The sequence below is a fragment of the Streptomyces sp. NPDC031274 genome, from assembly GCF_055570235.1.
Genome location: NZ_JBVIHP010000007.1, coordinates 12,444 through 32,883 on the forward strand (window position 1 = coordinate 12,444; position 20,440 = coordinate 32,883).

Here is a 20,440-nt window from a genome sequence, read left to right on the forward strand (position 1 = left end):
GTGCTAGAGGGCGAGGCGGCGCGAGAGGTCCGAGCGGAACACGCCGCGCGGGTCGAGGTCCGCCCGCAGCGCGCGGAAGTCGTCGAGCCGCGGATACATCGCGGCGAGCATGTCGGGCCGCAGGCGGGAGTCCTTGGCGAGGTAGACGCGGCCGTCACAGGCGGCGACCTCCTCGTCGAGCTCGTCGAGGAACGCGCCGAGGCCCGGCAGGTTCGCCGGGATGTCCAGGGCGAGGGTCCAGCCGGGCATCGGGAAGGAGAGCCAGCCCGGATCGCCCTCTCCGAAGCGCTTCAGTACGGCGAGGAAGGACGGGCAGCCGCGGTCCGAGATGCGCCGCACGATGCGCCGCAGGGACTCCTCCTCGCCGTACCCGACGACGAATTGGTACTGCACGAAGCCGCCGCGGCCGTACACGCGGTTCCAGTGCGGTACGCCGTCCAGGGGGTGGAAGAACGTCGACATCTTCTGGAGTTCGCCCACCCGCAGGCGCGGTGCCCTGCGGTACCAGAGCTCGTTGAAGAGGCCCACCGACTTCCGGCCGAGCAGCCCTTCGGGCAGAAAGCGCGGGGCGGACGGCAGCTGGCCGGGGCGGAACGTCAACGGGGCTCTGCGCGCGCGTGGCGGCAGGGCGTCGAGGGGAGCGTGATCGCCGCGCGTGAGCACCGCGCGCCCCATCGACACACCGCGCGCGAGGAGGTCGATCCACGCGACCGAGTAGCGGTAGCGGTGGTCGGTGGCGGTGAGGCGGGCCATCAGGTCGTCCAGGTCGGTGGCGCGCTCCGTGTCCACCGTCATCAACGACGTCTCGACCGGTTGCAGTCGCAGCGTCGCGGCGAGGATCACGCCGGTCAGACCCATGCCGCCCGCCGTCGCGTCGAACAGGGGAGTGCCGCTCTCTACCGCCTGCACCGCGCCGTCGGCGGTGAGCAGTTCCACGGCCATCACATGGCGCGAGAACGAACCGGACCCGTGGTGGTTCTTGCCGTGGATGTCCGCGCCGATCGCGCCGCCCACGGTCACATACCGGGTCCCCGGCGTGACCGGCACGAACCAGCCGAGCGGGAGCAGCACCTCCATCAGGTGGTGCAGGGAGACCCCGGCGTCGCACAGAACGGTGCCCGCGTCCGCGTCGATGGCGTGGATGCGGTCCATGCCGGTCATGTCGAGGACCGCGCCGCCCGCGTTCTGCGCGGCGTCCCCGTAGGCCCGCCCCAAGCCTCTGGCGATGCCGCCGCGCTCCCCGCAGGCCTGGAGGGCGGCCACGGCCTCCTCGGGCGTACGGGGGCGGATCAGGCGGGCGGTGGTGGGGGCGGTGCGCCCCCACCCCGACACGGAGACGGCCTCGGCGGGCGGAGCGGAGTCGGCAGGCATAGGCGTGACCGTATCGTCCATGCAAGCGCAGTTTGCCCATATTCATCCAAGCTCTCACCGAAATGGGTGATTGATGGAGTGTCGTCGTATATTGCCGTAAATATTGAGAGGTCGCCTAGAAGAGTCGGGAGGGAGGTCAGGTCCTCGAAGTCCCCGGAGAAGGAGGCCACATGCACGACCTGGACCACCGGCTCCTGTCGGCCCTGCGCGACTGCGGCTCCGACACGCGCGTGGCCGCCGCCGCACGGACCCTGTCCTGGGCCGGCGAGCACGGTGCCCTCTGGATCGCCGCGGGACTCGCGGGCGCCGCGGTCGACCGCGGGCGGCGCGGCGCGTGGCTGCGCGGCACGGCGCTGACCGCCGCGGCGCACCTGGCCAGCATGGGCGTCAAGCGGGTCGTGCGGCGCCCGCGCCCCGGCGACACGGGCGTGCGGCCCCTCGTCAGGACCGCGGGACGGCACTCCTTCCCCAGTTCGCACGCCACTTCGGCCGCCGCGGCCACCGTCGCGTACGGCGCGCTGAGCCCCGTCGGAGCCCGCGTCGTCCCGCCGCTCGCCGCCGCGATGTGCGTCTCGCGGATGGTCGTCGGCGTCCACTACCCCAGTGACGTGGCGGCCGGCGCGGCCCTCGGCGCCCTCACCGCGCGCGTGGGCTCCGCCTGGATGAACGGGGGCCGCACGCATGGCTGACCGCACCGCCCTGCTCGAACGCCCCCAGCCGCCAGGCCCGTCGGGGCCGACGTCCCTCGCCCTGCCGCTCGGACTCCTGAAGACCGCGCGCCCCCGCCAGTGGGTGAAGAACGTCCTGGTCGTCGCGGCCCCCGCCGCCGCCGGCGAGCTCTTCTCGCGCCACTCGCTGATCCAACTCGCCGTGGTCTTCGCGCTGTTCACGGCCGCCGCGTCCGCCGTCTACCTCATCAACGACGCGCGCGACGCCGACGCCGACCGCGCCCACCCCACCAAGTGCCGCAGGCCGGTCGCCGCGGGGCAGGTGCCGGTGGCGGTCGCGTACGCGGTCGGCGGGCTGCTCGCCGTGCTCGCGCCCGTGGCCGCCGCCGCGCTCTGCACGCCCCTGACGGCGGGACTCATCGCCGCCTACGTAGTGATGCAACTGGCCTACTGCGTCAGCCTCAAGCACGTCCTCGTCGTCGATCTCGCCGTCGTCACCACGGGCTTCCTCATGCGGGCGATGATCGGGGGAGTGGCCCTCGGCATCCCGCTCTCGCGCTGGTTCCTGATCACCACGGGCTTCGGCGCGCTCTTCATGGTCTCCGCCAAGCGCTACTCCGAAGCTGTCCAGATGTCCGGGAGCGCCGAGAAGCTGGGCGCCACGCGCGCGTTGCTCACCGAATACACCACCGGCTACCTCCGCTTCGTCTGGCAGCTCGCCGCCGGGGTCGCCGTTCTCGCGTACTGCCTGTGGGCCATGGAGAGCGGCGGCACCGCCAACGGCAGCTCGCTGCCCTGGCGGCAGCTGTCGATGGCCGCCTTCGTCCTCGCGGTCCTGCGGTACGCCGTCTTCGCCGACCGGGGCACGGCGGGCGAGCCCGAGGACGTCGTCCTGCGCGACCGCGCGCTCGCCGTCATCGGCCTGGTGTGGATCGCCATGTACGGCCTCGCGGTCGCCGACTGGTGAGCGCCCTCAGGGAGCGCCTTCGGGCCATGGGCCCCGAGCTGCTCGGCTTCGCCGCCGCCGGGATCTGCGCGTACGCCGCCGACCTCGGCCTCTTCATCTGGCTGCGCGGACCCGTCGGCCTCGACCCGCTGACCGCGAAGGCGCTCTCCTTCGTGGCCGGTTGCTCGGTCGCGTACGCGGGCAACGCGCTCGGCACCTACCGGCGGCGCGAGGGGGCCGCCGTCTCGCGCCTTCGCCAGTACGGGATCTTCTTCGCCGTCAACATCGCGGGCGCCCTGGTGCAACTGCTCTGCATCGCGGTGTCTCACTACGGCCTAGGCCTCACCTCACAGCGCGCCGACACTGTTTCCGGTGCGGGAGTCGGTATGGCACTCGCCACGGTTCTGCGTTTTTGGGGTACCCGGACCTTGGTCTTCCGTTCTGTGGGCAGGGAGGCAACATGGACTGGCTGAAAAAGCTCCCCGGCATCGGACCCCAGGTGGAGCGTCTGATGCGCACGCACGCGTGGAGCGCGTACGAACGGCTCGACAGTGTGCACTGGACCCGCCTGGCGGCCGCGATGACGTTCATCAGCTTCCTCGCGCTCTTCCCGCTGATCACCGTCGCCGCCGCGATCGCCGCCGCGACGCTCTCCAAGGGGCAGCAGAACAAGCTCGAGGACACCATCTCGAAGCAGGTCCCCGGCATCTCCGATCAGCTGAACCTCGATGCCCTGGTCGCCAACGCGGGCACCATCGGTCTCGTCGCGGGCGCCCTGCTGCTCTTCACCGGCATCGGCTGGGTCGGCTCGATGAGGGAGTGTCTGCGGGCCGTCTGGGAGCTGGAGGACATCGAAGAGAACCCGGTCATGCGCAAGATCAAGGACGCCGGGGTGCTCTTCGGGCTCGGTGGCGCGGGCCTCGCATCCGTCGCCGCGTCGACCCTCGCCTCGACCGCCGTCGGCTGGAGCGCCGACCTGCTCGGGGTCTCCGAGAACGGCTGGGGCGGGGTGCTGCTGCAGGCGGTCGCGTTCGCCATCGCCGTCTTCGCGGACTTCCTGCTGCTGCTCTACGTCCTGACGCTGCTGCCGGACGTCCAGCCGCCGCGCCGGCACCTGATCACCGCCGGACTGATCGGCGCGGCAGGCTTCGAGCTGCTCAAGCTGCTGCTCGGCGGCTATATGAAGGGCGTCGCGTCGAAGAGCATGTACGGCGCCTTCGGAGTGCCCATCGCGCTCCTGCTGTGGATCAACTTCACGGCAAAGCTTCTGCTGTTCTGCGCCGCCTGGACGGCGACGCGGAAGCAGGAACGTACGGAACAGGAACGTGCAGAAGAAGAGCAGCAGGAGCAGCAGGAGCAGCGGGAGGAGGGCGGCGACGTCAGCGGCGGCTCTTCCGCCGCACCAGGTCCGGCAGCGGCATCCGGCGGCTGATCACGAACCATCCGGCGGCGATGAGCGCCAGGACGCCGCCCGCGACGCCGAGCGCGATGCCGACACCGCCCGAGCCCTTGTCGGAGGCGTGCGCCACGCTCTTGGCCGCGCTCGAATCGCTCTTTCCGGCGCCGGGAGCTCCCTTGCCGCTGCCCGTACCGGCACCCTTCGGGGCGACGAGTTCGCCCACCGGTTCGACCTTGCCCGAGGCCTTGAAGCCCCAGTCGAGGAGGCGCTCGGTCTCCTTGTAGACCGCGTGCTGCTCCCCGGAGTCGGGGTTCATGACGGTGACGAGCAGCACCTTGCCGTCGCGCTCGGCGACACCGGTGAAGGTGTTGCCCGCGTTCGTGGTGCTGCCGTTCTTGACGCCCGCGATGCCCTTGTAGGCGTCGAGACCGATGTCTCCCGTGAGGAGCCGGTTGGTGTTCTGGATCGCGAAGGACTCGCGCTTCTTCTTGCCCTTGTCCTTGCCCTTCGTGATCTTCTTGGTCTCGCCGGGGAACTGGGCGGTGGCCGTCGAGCAGTACTCGCGGAAGTCCTTCTTCTGCAGCCCGGAGCGGGCGAACAGCGTCAGGTCGTACGCGGAGGAGACCTGCCCCTTCTCGTCGTAGCCGTCCGGGCTGACCACGTGCGTGTCCAGGGCCTGCAGCTCCTCGGCGTGCGACTGCATGTCCTTGACGGTCTGCGGGACACCGCCGTTCATCGCGGAGAGGACGTGCACCGCGTCATTGCCCGACCGCAGGAAGACGCCGAGCCACAGGTCGTGGACCGAGTACGTCTCGTTCTCCTTGACGCCGACCATGCTGCTGCCCGCGCCGATGCCCGCCAGGTCGGAGAGCGCGACCTTGTGCTTCTGCGACTTGGGGAACTTCGGCAGGACCGTGTCCGCGAAGAGCATCTTCAGTGTGCTCGCCGGGGGCAGCCGCCAGTGCGAGTTGTGCGAGGCGAGCACCTCGCCGGTCTCGGCGTCGGAGACGAGCCAGGAGCGCGCCGACAGTTCCTTGGGGAGTACGGGGGCGCCCGCCTTCAGGCTCACCTGGGTGCCGGGCTCGCCGAGCTTGGCACCGCCGACGGTCGACATGGAGGCGGGTGGCTTGGGTTTGTCCCCGTTTCCCGGCTTGTCGTCCGCCCATGCGGGAGCTGTGGTCGACATGGTCAGCAATGCGGCGGAAGTGACCAACAAGGCGGTCTTTTTTAGGGCAGGCACGGACGAGAACGTACAGGGCGCTGCTGTGGAAGTCGCCGCCGAGGTGGGCTGAGTGTCGGGCTCCCCACCCCGGCGGCGCCGCGGAAGGGAGGCTCGCGATACTGAACGTATGAAGCTCAGCCGCCCGGTCTCCTGGTTCCTGCTCGCCTTCGGTGTGTGGAGCTGGTTCATCTGGATCACTTTCGTCAAGAACCTGTGGAAGGACGGCAGTGGGCTCGCCTTCGATGACGCAGGCGACCCGACCGCGTACTTCTGGGTCCACCTGACGCTCGCCGTCGCCTCCTTTGTCTTGGGGACGGTGGTAGGGACCATCGGGTTCCGCGGAGTGCGTGCTCTGCGCCGTACGTCATAGCCGTACGTCACAGCGGTACGTCAAAACCGACCGGTCACTGTTGAGGGGCTAGCTCCGTGGTCATCCTGTTCGTGCTGGCCGGTCTCGCCGCGTTCGCGGTCCTCGCCGGGATGCAGTGGTACATGTGGCGTCGCCTGGTGCGGGACACGACGGCGCGGCCCGGATTCGTCCGGCGCGCGGGCGCCGTGATCTTCGTGGTGGGGCCGCTGCTGATGTTCGCGGGGGTCGCGAGCGAGCGGGCCGGGGCGCCGTTCTGGCTGCAGAAGGTGCTCACCTGGCCGGGCTTCATGTGGATGGCGCTTTCGATCTATCTCGTGCTCGCGCTGCTTGTGGGGGAGCTCGTACGGCCCCTCTTCTTGAGGCTCCTCTTGAGGCGTCGTTCAAAACTCACCCCTACGGAGGACCCCGGTTCGGGGGAGGCCCTCTCCGTAGAGGCGGAGGCCCTCCCGGTAGAGGCGGAAGCCCGCCCCGAAGAGGGTAAAGAGGGCGAAGGGCGCGAAGAGGGCAAAGAGGGCGCAGGGGCTTCGGAGCGAACAGATCCGGCCACCCCCTCGCGCCGCCTCTTCGTCTCCCGGATCGTCGGCGGGACCGCCGCGGCCGTCGCCGTCGGAACGGTCGGCCACGGAACGTACGGCGTCCTGCGCGGGCCCCGGGTCAAGCGCGTCACCGTGCCGCTCGCCAAGCTGCCGCGCGGGGCGCACGGGTTCCGGATCGCCGTGGTCAGCGACATCCACCTGGGGCCGATCCTCGGACGCGGCTTCACCCAGCGGGTGGTCGACACGATCAACGGCACACAGCCCGACCTCATCGCGGTCGTCGGCGACCTGGTCGACGGCAGCGTCGAGGACCTCGGGCCCGCCGCCGCGCCGCTCGCACAGCTTCGGGCGCGGCACGGAACGTACTTCGTGACCGGCAACCACGAGTACTTCTCGGGGGCCGCGCAGTGGGTCGATCACGTACGCGAACTGGGCCTGCGTCCCCTGGAGAACGCCCGCACCGAACTGCCCGGCTTCGACCTCGCGGGCGTGGACGACGTGGCGGGCGAGAGCGAGGGGCACGGGCCGGACTTCGCCAAGGCGCTGGGCGACCGGGACCGCTCGCGGGCCTCCGTCCTCCTCGCCCACCAGCCGGTCGTCATCCATGACGCCGTCAAGCACGGCGTCGACCTCCAGCTCTCCGGGCACACCCACGGCGGACAGCTGTGGCCAGGCAATCTCATCGCCGACCTGGCCAACCCGACACTCGCGGGACTGGAGCGGTACGGCGACACCCAGCTGTACGTGACGCGTGGCGCCGGGGCGTGGGGGCCGCCGGTGCGGGTCGGGGCGCCGTCCGACGTCACGGTCGTCGAACTGGCCTCCCGTCAGGCGTGATCGGGCATCGGTTCGACGCGGTACGGACCTGGCTGGATCCGGTCGGACCGCACGGTGACGGTGTGACACCAAGCGCTTCCTCTGCGCAGCATTAAGTGTCGGAAGTGTGTGCGGTTATTGGCGCTTTGGTGTGCCAAAGGGGGAACGGTGTTGAGACGTCAGGCTTTCCGGCTGCCACCGCATCCGGCGTCCGTCTCGCTCGCCCGGGGCCGTGTACGTGATCATCTCGCCGCCTGGGGGCACAAGGAGGAGAGCGCGGCGCTCGACGACGCCGTACTCCTCGTCTCGGAGCTGGTGACGAACGCCGTCTGCCACGGCCGTGTCCAGGAGCGGGAGTTCGAGGTCGCGATCACCGTGCTCTCCGACGGCGACTGCTTCATCGAAGTCTCCGACGAGTCTCCGGTCGGCCCGGAGATACGGGACATGGGCCCCCTGGCGGAGAGCGGTCGCGGCCTGCGCCTGCTCGACACGCTCGCCGAGGCGTGGGGCGTCTGGCAGCGGGGGCGGAGCGGGAAGACGGTGTGGGCGCTGGTACGGGCTTGAACCGTGTACTCCTGACTGCTGTGTCCCCGGCCGCTGTACTGCCGTACTGCTGTGCCGCTGTACCGCTGTACCGCTGTACTGGGGACCCGCCGGTACGTCTCCCGCAGCACCCTCACTCCGCCGCCTGCGCGGGCAACGTGACCGTCACCGTGAGCCCCGCCCCCGGCGCGGTCTCCACCCCCACCTCACCACCGTGCGCCACGACGACCCCCTGCACGATCGCCATACCGAGCCCGCTGCCCGCACCCCCGCCCGCGCGGAAGAACCGGTCGAACACGCGCGCCGCGTCCTCCTCCGCGAGACCGGGCCCCCGGTCCGCGACGCGCAGCCGCACCACCCCGCCCCGCCGCTCCACGCCCAGCGTGACCGGCGCGTCGGCGGGTGTGTGGACGCGTACGTTGCCCAGGAGATTGCCGAGCACCTGGCGCAGCCCCGACTCGTCCGCGCGGACAAGGACCGCCCCGTCGGCGCGGACCGTCAGCGGGCGCTCCGGCTCCTGCATCCGCAGATCGTCGGCGGCATCCCGTACCAGGCGGCTCAGATCCACGTTCCTGAAGCGCAGCTCCGGCTCCTTGTCCAGGCGGGCCAGGGTGAGCAGCTCGTCGACGAGGCGTCCCATCCGGTCGGTCTCGGCGATGACGCGGCTCCACGCGCGCGTGCGCTCCGCCGGATCGCGGAGCATCCCCTTCTCGTACAGCTGGAGATAGCCGCGGATCGCCGACAGGGGCGTACGCAGCTCGTGCGAGGCGTCGGCGACGAAGCGGCGCAGCTGTGCCGAGCTGCGTTCGCGGGTCTCGAAGGCCGACTCGACCTGGTGGAGCATGGAGTTGAGGGCCAGACGCAGCTGCTCGGTCTCCATCGCCGGGGCGCGGCTCGACGGAACGCGCCGGGTCAGGTCGCCCTCGGCGATGGCGGACGCGGTCTCGACCATGTCCTCCAGGGGGCGGAGGCGGTGGTGCGCGGAGATCATCGTCAGGACGGCGAGCAGCCCCAACAGGACCACTCCGAAGGCGGCGTCGAGCTTGAGCGCCTTCTTGATGCCCGATTCCACGTTCTGCGTGGCCGCCGCCATCAGGACCGTCGTGCCGTCGGCGAGCTTCGCGCCCACCATGCGGTGCGCGTCGCCGTCCAGGGTGACGTCCTGCGGCTCGGACTCGCCCGCGACCGCTTCGGGGTCGTCGACGGCCGCGGCCAGGGTGCGCTGGCGCGGGGTCGGGGCGAGCGCTCCGATGGAGACGGCGTCGCCGCGCTCGTCCACCGCCACGAACACCGAGTCCCCGCCCGGCAGCGCGCTCGCGTGCTCCTTGCTGCCGGGCGTGAGCCTGTCGAGCGCGATCCCCAGTTCACTCAGCCGCTCGATGTCCTTCATGGTGAGCCCGGTGCTCAGCAGCGAACTGCGCGACTGCGTCAGCTCGGAGTCCACGCTGTCGAGCAGATAGTGGCGCATGCCCATGACACTCACGCCGGTCGCCACGACGACACCGAGGGCGAGCAGCGCCACGTTCACCCACGTGAGCTTGGCCCGCAGCGAGCTCATGCCGCGACGCGCACGCCTCACGCGAGGCCGTATCCGACACCACGCCGGGTCGTGATCACCGGCGGTCCGAGCGCGGCCAGTTTGCGCCGCAGATAGCTGATGTAGGTCTCCACGACGGTCGACTCGGCCGGGTGCTCGTACTGCCACACATGGCGAAGGAGCTGCTCCTTGGGCACCACACGGCCGCCGTTGCGGACCAGGAAGCGCAGCAGGGCGTACTCGGTGGGCGTGAGCTGCGCCGTGCGGCCCGCGCGGCGCACCACGTACGTCGTCTCGTCGAGCTCCAGGTCGCCGTAGCGCAGCGGCGGGCGCTGGGGGAGCACGTCGCCCGCCCTGGTGCGGCGCAGGACAGCGCCGACGCGGGCGATGACCTCGTCGATGTTGAACGGCTTGGTGATGTAGTCGTCGCCGAAGCCGAGCGCGCCCACGACCTCCGACGGCGCGTCCCGCGCGGTCAGGAAGAGCAGGGCCATCTCGGGGCGCCGGGCGCGCAGCTCCCTGGCCAGGGCGCGGCCGTCGCCGTCCGGCAGCATCACGTCGAGGAGCGCCACGTCGGGCCGGGTGCGCTCGTTGAACGCGAGGGCGTCGCGCACGGTGCCCGCCACCATGACGTCGAAGTGGTGGTAGCGCAGGGCGATGGCGAGGACGTCGGCGATGCTCGGCTCGTCCTCGACGACGAGGACGGTGGCTCCGGTGTCCGGGCCGTGGCCGTGGCCGTGGCCGTGGCCGGGTCCTGGGCCGGGTCCTGGGCCGGGGCCCACTGAAACATCTGTTCCCTGCTGGCCTTCGGCGTGGCTCATGCCCCCAGTATCGGCGCGCCCGTTGTACGAAGTCTCGGTCGGTGCCTTGGAGTTACTTGAGAATCATGGCCGCGCCGCGCCACCGGAGCCCGGCGCCGCCGATGCTGAGGCCCCTGAAGGCACGGACCCGGGGGACCTGGCGACGCGGAGGAGAGTGGATTGTGGAGGCATTGGCGCGTTGGTGCTACCGGCACCGGCTGGTGGTCCTTGTGCTGTGGGTGGGGGCCTTGTTCGGTCTGGGGGCGGCGGGGACCTCGGCGGGCACCGACTACTCGAATGTGTTCTCGCTGCCGGACACGGACTCCAAACGCGCGTACGACCTGATGACGAAAGCCTTCCCGGAGAGCGCCGGAGACACCGACACGGTCGTCTGGCGCGTCGACGAGGGTGCTTCGGCTCGTGACGCGGACGTACGTTCCCGTATCGAGCCCGCGCTCAAGGAGATCGCCGGCATGAAGGGCGTCGGCGAGGTCGCGGGCCCGTACACGTCCAAGGAGGCGGGCGCCGCACAGATCAGCGAGAACGGGCGCATCGCCTACGCCCAGGTGACCTTCGCCAAGGAGGCCAACTCGGTGCCCAAGGGCCTCGTCCAGGACGTCGTGGACACGGCTCAGCGGGCCGAACGCTCCGGCCTGCAGGTCGAACTGGGCGGCCAGGCGATCACCCGTACCCAGGAGCCGCCCACCGGCATCGCCGAAACGGTCGGCATCGCGGCCGCGGCCGTCGTCCTCTTCCTGGCCTTCGGCTCGCTCTTCGCGATGGTCCTGCCGATCGTCATCGCCGTCTTCGGAGTGGGCCTCGGCATGCTGTCGACGATGCTGCTCAGCCACGTCACGGACATCCCCGAAGTGGCCCCGCTGCTCGGCTCCCTGATCGGCCTGGGCGTCGGCATCGACTACGCCCTCTTCATCGTCACCCGGCACCGGCGCGGCATCCTGCGCGGCATGGAGCCCGAGAAGTCCGCGGTGCAGGCCCTGAACACCTCGGGCCGCGCGGTGCTCTTCGCGGGCGGCACGGTGTGCATCGCGCTCGCCGGGATGCTGGTGATGAACATGCGCTTCTTGGACGGCGTGGTCATCGCCGCATCGCTGACGGTCGTCCTGAGCGTCCTCGCGGCCATCACCCTGCTGCCCTCGCTCCTCGGGCTGCTCGGCTCCCGGGTGCTCAGCCGCAGGCAGCGGCGGCACCTCGCGGCGACGGGACCGGAGCCCGCGGAGGCGAGCGGCCTCGCGGCGCGCTGGTCCTGGTACGTCCAGAAGCGCCCGCGCTCGATCGCGGCACTCGCCGTCGTGGTGATGGCCTTCCTGGCGCTGCCGCTGCTCTCCCTGCGGCTCGGCGCGACCGACCAGGGAAACCACCAGGAGTCGACGACGACCCGGCAGGCGTACGACATGCTGGCCGACGGATTCGGTCCGGGCTTCAACGGCCCGCTACAAGTAGTGGCCGAAGAAGCCCACACCACCAACACCACCGACACCACCGAAATCGGTGGCCTGGTGGCGGCCATCCGCGGGACGGAGGGCGTGGCAAGGGTGGCGGCGGCCCCGCCCGCGGACGGCATCGCGGTCATCAACGTCGTCCCGACATCGTCCCCCCAATCCGAGCAGACGGATCAACTCATCGACCGTCTACGGGGAGAGGTGATTCCGGAAGCCGGGGTCGACGCCCACGTGGGCGGTGTCACGGCCGTCTTCAAGGACTTCGCCTCGGTGACGGGCGACCGACTGCCCTACTTCGTAGGGGCGATCATCGCGCTCGGCTTCCTCCTGCTGCTGATCGCGTTCCGCTCCTTCGTGGTGCCGCTGACGGCGGCCCTGATGAACCTGATCGCGGCGGCGGCGTCCTTCGGCGTGCTCGTGGCGGTCTTCCAGTGGGGCTGGGGCACGGAGCTCCTCGGCATCGGCAAGGAGGGCCCGATCACCGCCTTCCTGCCCGTCATCATGCTGTCGCTGCTCTTCGGGCTCTCGATGGACTACCAGGTGTTCCTGGTGAGCCGCATGCACGAGGAATGGGTGCACACGAAGGACAACGCCCGCGCGGTGAGGGTGGGTCTCGCCGAGACGAGCAGGGTCATCAACTGCGCCGCCCTGATCATGATCTGCGTCTTCTCCGCGTTCGTCCTGAGCGGCGACATGGAGGGCGCGATGGCGGGCATCGGCCTGGCGGCGGCGGTCGCCCTGGACGCGTTCATCCTGCGCACGGCTCTCGTCCCTGCCGCCATGCACCTGCTCGGCCGCTCCAACTGGTGGCTGCCCGCAGGCCTGGAGAAGCGCCTCCCGCACCTGGCGGTGGAGCCGAGGGAGCCCGGGCGGACAACCGCGTCACCGGCGGAAACCGTCCCCCACGCGCGCGTGGCGGAGTCCGACGGCGAAGGCGGCGCCTCCGTAGTGCACGGTTTCATCCGCACCGCGGAGGGCGAACCGGTGGACGGCGCGACCCTGACCCTCCTCTCCAAGGGGGGCCGCCGACTGGACCGCGTCGTCTCCCTGGCCGACGGTTCGTACATCGTCGCGGCCCCGTCGGCAGGCGCGTACCTCCTTGCCGTCTCGGCCTCCGGATACGCGGCCCGCGCGCGGCACATCGCGGTCGCGAACGAACCGCTGGTGTACGACGTGGAGCTGGCGCTCGGCGAGATGGACGCGGACGCGGTGAGCTGAACGGGGCGCTCGGGGCGTCCGGGGCCTTGTCTCAGGCTGTGGCCCGGACCGGGACCCGGACCCGGGGCAGCCCCGTCACGGACATCACGAGCGAGTAGAGCGAGGTCGTCGCCGCGATGAAGAGCCGGTTGTTCTTCGGCCCGCCGAAGGCGATGTTGGCGACGGCCTCGGGGACGGTGACGCGCCCGATGAGGGTGCCGTCGGGGTCGTAACAGTGCACCCCGTCCCCAAGGGCGGCGGCCCACAACCGCCCCCCGTCGTCGAAGCGGATGTTGTCGAACCCGGATTCCTTGGACTCGGCGAAGACGACCCCGTCCGACAGCGTGCCGTCGTCACGCACGTCAAAGGCGCGGATCTGAGCGGCGCGGGAGTCGGACACGTACAACTGCCGCTCGTCGGGCGAGAAGACGAGCCCGTTCGGCCCCTCGAAGCCGTCGGCGACGATCCGCACGGCACCGGTGACGGGGTCGATCCGGTAGACGTTGCAGCCACCGATCTCGGCGGGCGCGCGGAAGCCCTCGTAGTCACTGGTGATCCCGAAGTCGGGATCGGAGAACCAGACCGATCCGTCCGAACGGACCACGGCGTCGTTCGGGCTGTTGAACCGCTTGCCATCGAAGCGGTCGGCGAGGACGGTCACGCGGCCGTCGTGCTCGGTGCGGGTGACGCGCCGGTTGCCCTGCTCGCAGCAGATCAACCGGCCTTCCCGGTCGAGGGTGTTGCCGTTGACGTATCCGGCGGGCGTACGGAAGACGCCGACGGTGCCGGTGGCCTCGTCCCAGCGAAGGAGCCGGTCGTTGGGAATGTCGCTCCAGACGAGCTGGCGCCAGGCGGGCAGGTAGAGCGGCCCTTCGGCCCACCGGCAGTCGTCGTAGAGGACTTCCAGCTTGGAGTCCCCGTTGGCGCACCGGCCGGTGCGGAAACGCTCGTCCAGAATCTCGTACGACGTCGGGAACTTCTGGGAAGACATGAGGGCCCCTGTCTGACGCGTGAATGAATAACATTCGGCGCACAGACGATAACGCAGTACAAGATATGGTGTACACAAGTGCTACTACGCCCACTACGCCCACTACGCCTACCACCCCTACGAACCACCCCTAGGAAGCGCGGGAGCGGCACAGCTGATGGACGACACGGACCGAGAACTGCTGATACTGCTGCAAGAGGACGCCACCCAGCCCTATGCGGCCCTGGGCAAGGCGGTGGGCCTCTCGGCGGGCGCGACCCACGAGCGGGTACGCAAGCTGCGCGAGCGCGGGGTGATCCGCCGCACGACGGTCGACGTGGACCCGGCGGCCGTGGGCCAGGGTGTGCTGGCCTTCGTCATGGTCGACTCGACGGCATGGATGGGGGACAGGGCCGAGGACTTCGCCGCGATCCCCGAGATCCAGGAGGCACACGTCATCGCGGGCGCGGCGAGCGTCCTGGTGAAGGTCCGCACGTCGACGACGGGGCAGCTCCAGGACGTGCTGCGGCGTCTTTACGCGATCGAGGGCGTGAGCGGGACTCAGGCGACGGTGTCGCTGGAGACGTTCTTCGAGAGGCCGGTGTCGCCTTCCTTCGGGACGGGAGCGAACTGAACCTCTTCGTAGAGGGCTTGTTTCCGGTCGTCGACCCCGAAGCGCCGCACTCCCGGCACCGCCGCTGTCCCGGCGCAGGCGACGCCCACCACGGCCGCGGCGATCCACAGCGGGGTCGCCGCTCCCCACGCATCCGCCGCGAGCGGCCCGAGGACGTAGGCGACGGGCATCGCGGCCAGCGACAGCAGCCAGTCGTACGAGGTGACGCGGGCCAGCACGCCGGCCGGTATCGCCGCCTGGACCGACGTCTGCCAGACGGGGCTGAGGAAACCGAGGCCGGCCTGGGCGAGTCCGTAGGCGGCGATCACGGCCGGTGCGGGGGCCTCGGCCGCGAGGAGGGCGAGGGGCAGGGCGTACGTGGCGAGGCCGAGGTTGGCCACGAGGACCGGACGCTTCGGCCGGGCGCGCCCGGCGAGCAGGGAGCCGGCGAGGAGGCCGACGGCACCCACCTGGAGGACCGCGATCCAGGTGCCTTCACCGCCCAACTCCTCGATGGCGATGACGGGTCCGAGCGTCGTGAGGACGGCCGCGGCGCCGTTCCACGCGGAGTGCGCGACGAGGCTGGTCCAGTACCAGTCGCGGCTGCGCACCTCGTGCCAGCCCTCGGCGAGGTCCTGGCGAAGGGAGCGGCGCGCGGTGGGTTCTTCGGCCGTGCGGTGGGTGCGGACGGCCGCGAGGAGGCATGCGCTGACGGCGAAGGAGACGCCGTCGAGGATGAACGCCCAGCCGGGGCCCGCGACCAGGATCAGCAGCCCGGCGAGTGCGGGGCCGCCCAGGCGTGAACCGCTGCTGACGACGCCCAGGGCGGCGTTGGCCGCGTGCCGGTCCTTCGGGGCGACCGTCCCCGTGATGAGCGGCGAGAGCGTCGGCATGGCGAAGGCGGACGCGGCGCCGCCGATCGCTTCGGCCAGGGCGATGTTCCACAGCTGCGGATCACCACTGAGCAGTTGTACGCCGACGAACAGCTGGCTCGCGCATCGCACCAGGTCGGAGACGAGGGCCACGGTGCGGGCGTTGAACCGGTCGCCCACGACCCCGCCGAGCGGCAGCAACAGCAGCTTCGTTCCTATCGCGCAGCCCAGTAGCAGCGCGAGCGCGGAGGCGGACCCGGTCGCCCGGACGACGGCGAGAGCGAGGGCGGCCGGGATGACGGCGTCGCCGATGAGGGACAGGGAGCGGCCGACGAAGAACAGCCGGAAGGAGCGGTTGCGCAGCAGGGGGTGCGACAGCATGGAGAGGACTGTATTTCGGTGCCGAACTATTCGTCAACGAAATATCTGTCACCGAACCATGCCGACGTAGGCTGCGACCATGGCGAAGAGGCGCGAGAAGAACAATGCGGGCGCGGTGGACGGGGAGGAGAGGGAGAGCGGTGCGGCGCGCGACTGGACCGACGATCACGTGGAGCGCTGGCTTCCCGTACTCCCTGCGCTCGACCCGGACGTCGAGGGCGCGGTCACCCGCATGAAGAAGCTCACCGTCCATCTGCGCCGGGTCCGCGAGCAGTCCCTGGTCGACTTCGACCTGGAACGCCACGAGTTCGACACCCTCCACAAACTCGCGGGCCGGGGCGGTCGCGCGACCCCCTCCGAACTGGCCGCCGACCTGGACCTGGCCCCCGCCTCGGTGACGGGCCGCCTGGACGGCCTGGAGAAGCGGGGTCTGCTCCACCGCACCCCGTCGAAGGCGGACCGCCGCCGCGTGGACGTGGAACTCACCGACTCCGGCCGGTCGATCTGGCTGGGCGCGATGGATGTCCTCGGCCATGAGGAGTACCGCCTGATGGGCGTGCTCTCGCGCGAGGAGCGTGCTCAGTTCTCCGACATGCTGCGCCGGATCATGGTGGTGGCGGAGGAAGGCGGCGGGGCGCGCTGGGCGTGACGCGCGCCCCTCTGATGCCGCGGCTCAACTCCGCGCCAGCTCCGGCCGCTTGCGGTAGTCGGTGAACCCGACGACGTTCCCCCACGGATCGGCGACCTCGACGGTCCACCCGGTGGCCACGGAGGAGGGTGGCGCGAGCGCCTTGATCCCGGCGGCCTCCAGCGCACGCCCGGCGGCCCGCGCGTCCCCCACTTCGAGCCATACCCGAGGCGTGGCCCAGGCGGACGGTCGATGCTCGATGCCGTCCTCCACCCGCAACAGAATCCCGGGGGTCTCTTTCCCCACCTTCAGGATCGCGAGCCCGATCTCGTCGATCCGATGGCTCACCGGAAAGCCGGCACGCTCGTAGAAGCTGACGGCCTCCGCGAGATCGCCGACGGGGAAGAGGACGTTGTCGAAGCCGAGCAGTTCGGTCGACGAGTCGCTCGCCGAGGGTTGCTCACCGGATTGACGAACGGGCCGCTCAACGGACAGGCCGACCGACTGGTTGTCTGACATTCCGTCAGGGTAGGTCGAACGGTCCGAATTAAGCCGTACTGTCACTGTTTGACGGCCGTGTGGGTGTGGGTGTCACCCGCCTGGAGTGCTCGGTGGCTGATCGATTGGATCCGCTGGATGTGTCGCAACGAGCCCCTTGGCGGAGGAGCCGCCCTTGCCGCCGCTGACCCGAGCGACCTTGATGCTCGTTTTGCCGACCCCGGCGTTCAGCATGTTGTTGTCCGCGCCGCCCGAAGGCCCCGGCGGATTCTGGTTGTTCTTGTACCCGATGGCGCACGCCGCCGTCGAGGAGAATCCCAGGGCGAGGGCCGCGGCGAGCAAGTAGGTACCGGCCTTCACGGTGGTACGCACTACTTGCACACGCCCGGGATGGTCTCAAGGGAGACGGTCTGCCACACGCCCCGCGAGGACTTGGTGAGCCCGGCACGGTACTGCAGCACGGAGTCCGGAGTGTCGGGGGTGGCGGTGACCTTCTCGGTCTTGCGGTTCTTCGTGGACGACTTGCGCTCGTCGACGCAGTAGAAGAACACCGCAGCGTCCTTGCCGCTGACGTTGACCTTGGGGGCGTAGGCCTTGACCTCACCGATCAGGCTGTCGTCGGTCTCGGTGAAGCCCTTGATCCACTTGCGGGCCGTGGTGAGAGAGGAGCCCGAGTCGTAGAACGCCACCGCGTCCGAATTCGGATTTGACTCGATGATCGCCGCGTACTTCGCCCGCAGCTCCTCCTTGCCGTCGTCCAGGACCTCTTGGATCTTCGGGTCACTGTTCGTCCAGCCCGTGAAGTTCGCCTCGAACTCGGCCGGGAGCTTGATTTCTGGCCGCTCAGCCCCGCCCGGCTTTGCCGACGGGCTTGCGGAAGTCTTCGCACCCCCGCCTCCCGCCCCCTCGATCTTGTCCGGAGAGTCGCCCTCGCCCCCTGATCCGCAGGCGGTCAACAGCAGGGCCGCGGACGCGGTGAGTGTGGCCGTCAGGAGACGGATGAGGCGGTTCACTCGGGACTCCCGTGAGGTGGGGGGGGGTAACTGAAGCGAACCAACGCTATCTCTGGGGTGAGTGGGGGACACCAGGCGGATTCCGTCAGCCTGGTGTGCCTTTGTGTCGTTTGCGACCTATTGATCGACAGCCCCAGGGTCAGTGACATTTGCCTTCGCGGGCTTCGCGGGCCCCGCTGACCGGCCCCGCCCGATGACCGGCTGTCGGGCTGGCACTCAACTGCCGCCCTGCGCAGGCTTACCCGCATCCAAGACCTCCGTCACGTCCAGCGTGATCTTCGCGCCGATCGACTCGGGCAGGATGACCAGCTGGCCGGGGGCGTGGACCTGGTGGGTCGTGTACTCGCCGCCGGACGGGTCCATGAGGGTGTGGAGGCGTCCGTGCTTGCGGTCGACGATGACGTAGACCGGGATGCCGGCGTCTGCGTACGCCGTGACCTTCGCGCGGAGGTCGTTCTGGTAGTTGCTGGAGGTGACTTCCAGGACGAGGCGGAAGCAGAGGGGGTCATAGCAGTTGTTCTCGATGAGGTGCTCGTCGATGTCGGCATCGACGACGACGAGATCGGGGATCGCGTAGTCCTCGGCGCCCGTGGGAAGCCAGAGTCCGACGCCTTCGAGCACCTCGGCCTCTCCGCCGTCGAGCCCGGCCGTGGCGAAGGGGCGCCGCAGCCGGGAGAGGGCGCGGGCATGTGCCACGTCCGGGGGAGGGGTCACGGTGATCTGGCCTCCGATGATCTCGACGCGGTGGCCCGGGTTGCGATCCATGAGCAGGTTCGCCTCGGCGAGCAGGGACCGCTCGCCGGACGGGTCGCCATGGGGCCGCTCGGCAGCTGCTGCGGACATCGCGTGCCTCCTGAGGGCTGGTGTCGAGAGCATCATCGTAGGACGGGGGAGGGGGCGGAGGCCGGTCTCGACGCGTTCACCGGTATGGGTGGGCGAGGCCCTGGTCGGCTGCAGGTGCTCGCGCGTCGGCTCGTTTATCGCTCCATGCCTGGGGTGCCGAGGGCCCCTTGGCGTATCGCCTCCAGGAGAGGCGTGAGGGAGGCGGTTCGCAGGGGCAGGTTGATCGCCGGTTCGTCGGATTCGCGCAGGCGCGTTGTGTTGTCCGGTGTGGTGGTTAGTTCGACGCAGTTGCTCCCCTCGCTGCTGTAGGACGACTTCTGCCAGTGGAGGGTGGTCACTTCGCTGCCTTTCAGAGGTCGCGGATGATCGTGTGGATGATGTCGCGTGAAGCGGCCTCCTTGAGGGCTACCGCTTCGAAGTAGGTCATGAAGGTGCGGTACTTCTCCAACTGGAGGTCCGCATGCAGGAATACGGATCCATGTTCGGCGTCGAGCTGCACGGCGTCGAGCTGCACGGTGTCCAGGTGGGGGGGACAGGGCCCTCCGCGTACAGCACGGTCTGTCCCGCCCCGGGACGGCCATGCCCGAACTCGCCCTGAAGCGGCAACCCGTCTCCCACGCCGACGAAGACTGGGAGTACGCCCTCCGCATCCCCCACACCCCCCTCGGCCCCGGCATCGTCCGGGCCCACGTGCGCGCCGTCCTCACCCGCTACCGCGTACGCCCCGCCGTCCTCGACAACGTCCAGCTCGTCGCCTCGGAGTTGGTCACCAACTCCCTGGCCTGGACGTGCGATTCCGTCGCCGTGCGACTTGCCCGTACGCACAGTCGGCTCCGCCTCGGTGTCTGGGACAGCAGCCCGCAGCTACCGCCGACGCCCCTCGGAGTCAGCGACGCCGACTCCGAGGGAGGTCGCGGCCTCTGGCTCCTTCGTCGTTGCGCCGATGACTGGGGGCATTACGTCCTCATTAACGGGCTCCGCGCCACCGGCGGCAAGGAGGTCTGGGCGGAGTGGCACGCCCCGTACTCGAATGAGTGAGGCCCTGGGATTCCCGCTCGGTACTCTGAGGCGCAAGGCGAGACTCCGTCGCATGGGAGCAATCATGAGCGCCGAATCCGGGAACGGGCTCGAAGACGAGTCGGCGTACCGCTGGCCGATCCCGCCCGCCGAGGGCTGGACCGCTGACGACCTCGACCGGATCCCGGGCCTCCCGCCGCACACGGAGTTGATCGACGGGAGTCTCGTCTTCATGAGTCCGCAGACCCGGTTCCACATGCGCTGCATGCGCCTGCTGGAGCACAGCCTCCTCCAGCAGGCGCCGGATCATCTGGATGTCGACCGGGAGTTCACGATCAAGCTCGATTCCCGGAATCGACTGGAGCCTGACATCTTGGTGGTTCCTGTCGAGGCGGACGCTGGTTCGAATCAGACCTGGCACAAGCCGGAAGACGTCCTCCTCGCCGTCGAAGTGGTCTCTCCCGACTCCCGCGAACGCGACCGTGAGGTCAAGCCCCGCAAATACGCCCAAGCAGGAGTCCCGCATTTCTGGCGTGTCGAGCAGGACGAGGAGAAGGGTCTCCCCGTCGTCTACGTCTTCGAACTCGACCCTGCCACGAAGTCCTACGGGCTCACCGGCATCTTCCACGACCGGCTCAAGGTCTCCTCGCCCTTCGACGTCGAGATCGACCTGACCGCCGTGAACCGCCGCCCCGGGCGGCCCTGACGGCGAAGGCCCCGCCCCCGGTGCGAAACCAGGA

Annotated in this window: 24 protein-coding genes; 12 read left to right on the forward strand and 12 right to left on the reverse strand. The window is 69.9% G+C overall.

Annotated elements, in window-relative coordinates; translation table 11 throughout:
• Positions 1 to 3 precede the first annotated feature (3 nt).
• Positions 4 to 1,371: an FAD-binding protein gene (locus tag ACZ5CR_RS13515; protein ID WP_468856969.1), complete on the reverse strand. Its 1,368-nt coding sequence runs from the start codon at positions 1,369 to 1,371 to the stop codon at positions 4 to 6.
• A gap of 170 nt (positions 1,372 to 1,541) precedes the next feature.
• Here ACZ5CR_RS13515 and ACZ5CR_RS13520 point away from each other — a divergent pair, with 170 nt between their 5' ends.
• The 4 genes from ACZ5CR_RS13520 to ACZ5CR_RS13535 are packed head-to-tail and all read left to right on the forward strand — an operon-like array spanning position 1,542 to position 4,417.
• Positions 1,542 to 2,060 (forward strand): phosphatase PAP2 family protein, encoded by a 519-nt coding sequence (locus tag ACZ5CR_RS13520; protein ID WP_468856971.1) that lies wholly within the window; start codon positions 1,542 to 1,544, stop codon positions 2,058 to 2,060.
• Entirely contained in the window at positions 2,053 to 3,006 is a 954-nt protein-coding gene (locus ACZ5CR_RS13525) for a decaprenyl-phosphate phosphoribosyltransferase (protein WP_468856973.1), read from the forward strand. Before ACZ5CR_RS13520 ends, ACZ5CR_RS13525 begins: the two co-directional genes overlap by 8 nt.
• A gap of 26 nt (positions 3,007 to 3,032) precedes the next feature.
• On the forward strand, positions 3,033 to 3,458 hold the full coding sequence (locus ACZ5CR_RS13530; protein ID WP_468856975.1) for a GtrA family protein: 426 nt from the start codon (positions 3,033 to 3,035) through the stop codon (positions 3,456 to 3,458).
• On the forward strand, positions 3,446 to 4,417 hold the full coding sequence (locus ACZ5CR_RS13535) for a YihY/virulence factor BrkB family protein (RefSeq protein WP_468856977.1): 972 nt from the start codon (positions 3,446 to 3,448) through the stop codon (positions 4,415 to 4,417). Before ACZ5CR_RS13530 ends, ACZ5CR_RS13535 begins: the two co-directional genes overlap by 13 nt.
• Here the strand turns inward: ACZ5CR_RS13535 and ACZ5CR_RS13540 are convergent.
• Positions 4,365 to 5,570 (reverse strand): D-alanyl-D-alanine carboxypeptidase family protein, encoded by a 1,206-nt coding sequence (locus tag ACZ5CR_RS13540; RefSeq protein ID WP_468856978.1) that lies wholly within the window; start codon positions 5,568 to 5,570, stop codon positions 4,365 to 4,367. The genes ACZ5CR_RS13535 and ACZ5CR_RS13540 overlap by 53 nt on opposite strands.
• Positions 5,571 to 5,733: 163 nt before the next feature.
• On the opposite strand from ACZ5CR_RS13540, the gene ACZ5CR_RS13545 reads away from it, so the two are divergent.
• The 3 genes from ACZ5CR_RS13545 to ACZ5CR_RS13555 all read left to right on the forward strand — a co-directional run bounded on the left by ACZ5CR_RS13545 (position 5,734) and on the right by ACZ5CR_RS13555 (position 7,892).
• Positions 5,734 to 5,976, forward strand: coding sequence for an SCO4848 family membrane protein (locus ACZ5CR_RS13545; RefSeq protein WP_383268708.1), 243 nt, complete (start codon positions 5,734 to 5,736; stop codon positions 5,974 to 5,976).
• 56 nt (positions 5,977 to 6,032) lie between these two features.
• Entirely contained in the window at positions 6,033 to 7,349 is a 1,317-nt protein-coding gene (locus ACZ5CR_RS13550; RefSeq protein WP_468856980.1) for a metallophosphoesterase, read from the forward strand.
• Between the two features lie 147 nt (positions 7,350 to 7,496).
• Positions 7,497 to 7,892, forward strand: coding sequence for an ATP-binding protein (locus ACZ5CR_RS13555; protein ID WP_468856982.1), 396 nt, complete (start codon positions 7,497 to 7,499; stop codon positions 7,890 to 7,892).
• 112 nt (positions 7,893 to 8,004) lie between these two features.
• Here the strand turns inward: ACZ5CR_RS13555 and ACZ5CR_RS13560 are convergent, their stop codons facing one another.
• Together ACZ5CR_RS13560 and ACZ5CR_RS13565 are read right to left on the reverse strand one after the other, a co-directional pair.
• Complete coding sequence (locus ACZ5CR_RS13560) at positions 8,005 to 9,429, reverse strand: sensor histidine kinase (protein WP_468856985.1); 1,425 nt, start codon at positions 9,427 to 9,429, stop codon at positions 8,005 to 8,007.
• A gap of 17 nt (positions 9,430 to 9,446) precedes the next feature.
• Complete coding sequence (locus ACZ5CR_RS13565) at positions 9,447 to 10,229, reverse strand: response regulator transcription factor (protein WP_468856988.1); 783 nt, start codon at positions 10,227 to 10,229, stop codon at positions 9,447 to 9,449.
• Between the two features lie 170 nt (positions 10,230 to 10,399).
• On the opposite strand from ACZ5CR_RS13565, the gene ACZ5CR_RS13570 reads away from it, so the two are divergent.
• Positions 10,400 to 12,886, forward strand: a complete 2,487-nt coding sequence (locus tag ACZ5CR_RS13570; protein WP_468857462.1) for an MMPL family transporter — start codon at positions 10,400 to 10,402, stop codon at positions 12,884 to 12,886.
• Between the two features lie 31 nt (positions 12,887 to 12,917).
• Here ACZ5CR_RS13570 and ACZ5CR_RS13575 read toward each other — a convergent pair whose 3' ends face one another.
• Entirely contained in the window at positions 12,918 to 13,856 is a 939-nt protein-coding gene (locus ACZ5CR_RS13575; protein ID WP_468856991.1) for an SMP-30/gluconolactonase/LRE family protein, read from the reverse strand.
• Between the two features lie 157 nt (positions 13,857 to 14,013).
• Here ACZ5CR_RS13575 and ACZ5CR_RS13580 point away from each other — a divergent pair, with 157 nt between their 5' ends.
• Positions 14,014 to 14,469: an Lrp/AsnC family transcriptional regulator gene (locus ACZ5CR_RS13580; RefSeq protein ID WP_468856992.1), complete on the forward strand. Its 456-nt coding sequence runs from the start codon at positions 14,014 to 14,016 to the stop codon at positions 14,467 to 14,469.
• On the opposite strand, the gene ACZ5CR_RS13585 is transcribed toward ACZ5CR_RS13580, so the two are convergent.
• The gene (locus tag ACZ5CR_RS13585; RefSeq protein WP_468856994.1) at positions 14,397 to 15,701 is read right to left on the reverse strand and encodes an MFS transporter; all 1,305 of its coding nucleotides are present in this window, start codon (positions 15,699 to 15,701) and stop codon (positions 14,397 to 14,399) included. The genes ACZ5CR_RS13580 and ACZ5CR_RS13585 overlap by 73 nt on opposite strands.
• A gap of 79 nt (positions 15,702 to 15,780) precedes the next feature.
• On the opposite strand from ACZ5CR_RS13585, the gene ACZ5CR_RS13590 reads away from it, so the two are divergent.
• A complete protein-coding gene (locus ACZ5CR_RS13590; protein WP_468856997.1) occupies positions 15,781 to 16,350 on the forward strand; it encodes a MarR family winged helix-turn-helix transcriptional regulator in 570 nt (189 codons plus the stop codon).
• A 24-nt stretch (positions 16,351 to 16,374) separates the two neighbouring features.
• On the opposite strand, the gene ACZ5CR_RS13595 is transcribed toward ACZ5CR_RS13590, so the two are convergent.
• From ACZ5CR_RS13595 to ACZ5CR_RS13620, 6 genes are all read right to left on the reverse strand, one after another.
• On the reverse strand, positions 16,375 to 16,848 hold the full coding sequence (locus tag ACZ5CR_RS13595; protein WP_468857000.1) for a VOC family protein: 474 nt from the start codon (positions 16,846 to 16,848) through the stop codon (positions 16,375 to 16,377).
• 72 nt (positions 16,849 to 16,920) lie between these two features.
• Positions 16,921 to 17,187 carry a hypothetical protein gene (locus ACZ5CR_RS13600; RefSeq protein WP_468857002.1) on the reverse strand — a complete coding sequence of 89 codons (267 nt, stop codon included), beginning with the start codon at positions 17,185 to 17,187 and terminating at the stop codon, positions 16,921 to 16,923.
• 11 nt (positions 17,188 to 17,198) lie between these two features.
• On the reverse strand, positions 17,199 to 17,840 hold the full coding sequence (locus ACZ5CR_RS13605) for a hypothetical protein (RefSeq protein WP_468857005.1): 642 nt from the start codon (positions 17,838 to 17,840) through the stop codon (positions 17,199 to 17,201).
• A 216-nt stretch (positions 17,841 to 18,056) separates the two neighbouring features.
• Positions 18,057 to 18,683 carry a Uma2 family endonuclease gene (locus ACZ5CR_RS13610; protein WP_468857008.1) on the reverse strand — a complete coding sequence of 209 codons (627 nt, stop codon included), beginning with the start codon at positions 18,681 to 18,683 and terminating at the stop codon, positions 18,057 to 18,059.
• A gap of 134 nt (positions 18,684 to 18,817) precedes the next feature.
• Entirely contained in the window at positions 18,818 to 19,021 is a 204-nt protein-coding gene (locus tag ACZ5CR_RS13615; protein ID WP_468857010.1) for a DUF397 domain-containing protein, read from the reverse strand.
• An 11-nt stretch (positions 19,022 to 19,032) separates the two neighbouring features.
• Positions 19,033 to 19,197, reverse strand: a complete 165-nt coding sequence (locus ACZ5CR_RS13620) for a hypothetical protein (protein WP_468857012.1) — start codon at positions 19,195 to 19,197, stop codon at positions 19,033 to 19,035.
• 65 nt (positions 19,198 to 19,262) lie between these two features.
• Between ACZ5CR_RS13620 and ACZ5CR_RS13625 the strand changes: the two genes are divergently transcribed.
• Complete coding sequence (locus ACZ5CR_RS13625; RefSeq protein WP_468857014.1) at positions 19,263 to 19,721, forward strand: ATP-binding protein; 459 nt, start codon at positions 19,263 to 19,265, stop codon at positions 19,719 to 19,721.
• 64 nt (positions 19,722 to 19,785) lie between these two features.
• Complete coding sequence (locus tag ACZ5CR_RS13630; RefSeq protein ID WP_468857016.1) at positions 19,786 to 20,406, forward strand: Uma2 family endonuclease; 621 nt, start codon at positions 19,786 to 19,788, stop codon at positions 20,404 to 20,406.
• Positions 20,407 to 20,440 lie beyond the last annotated feature (34 nt).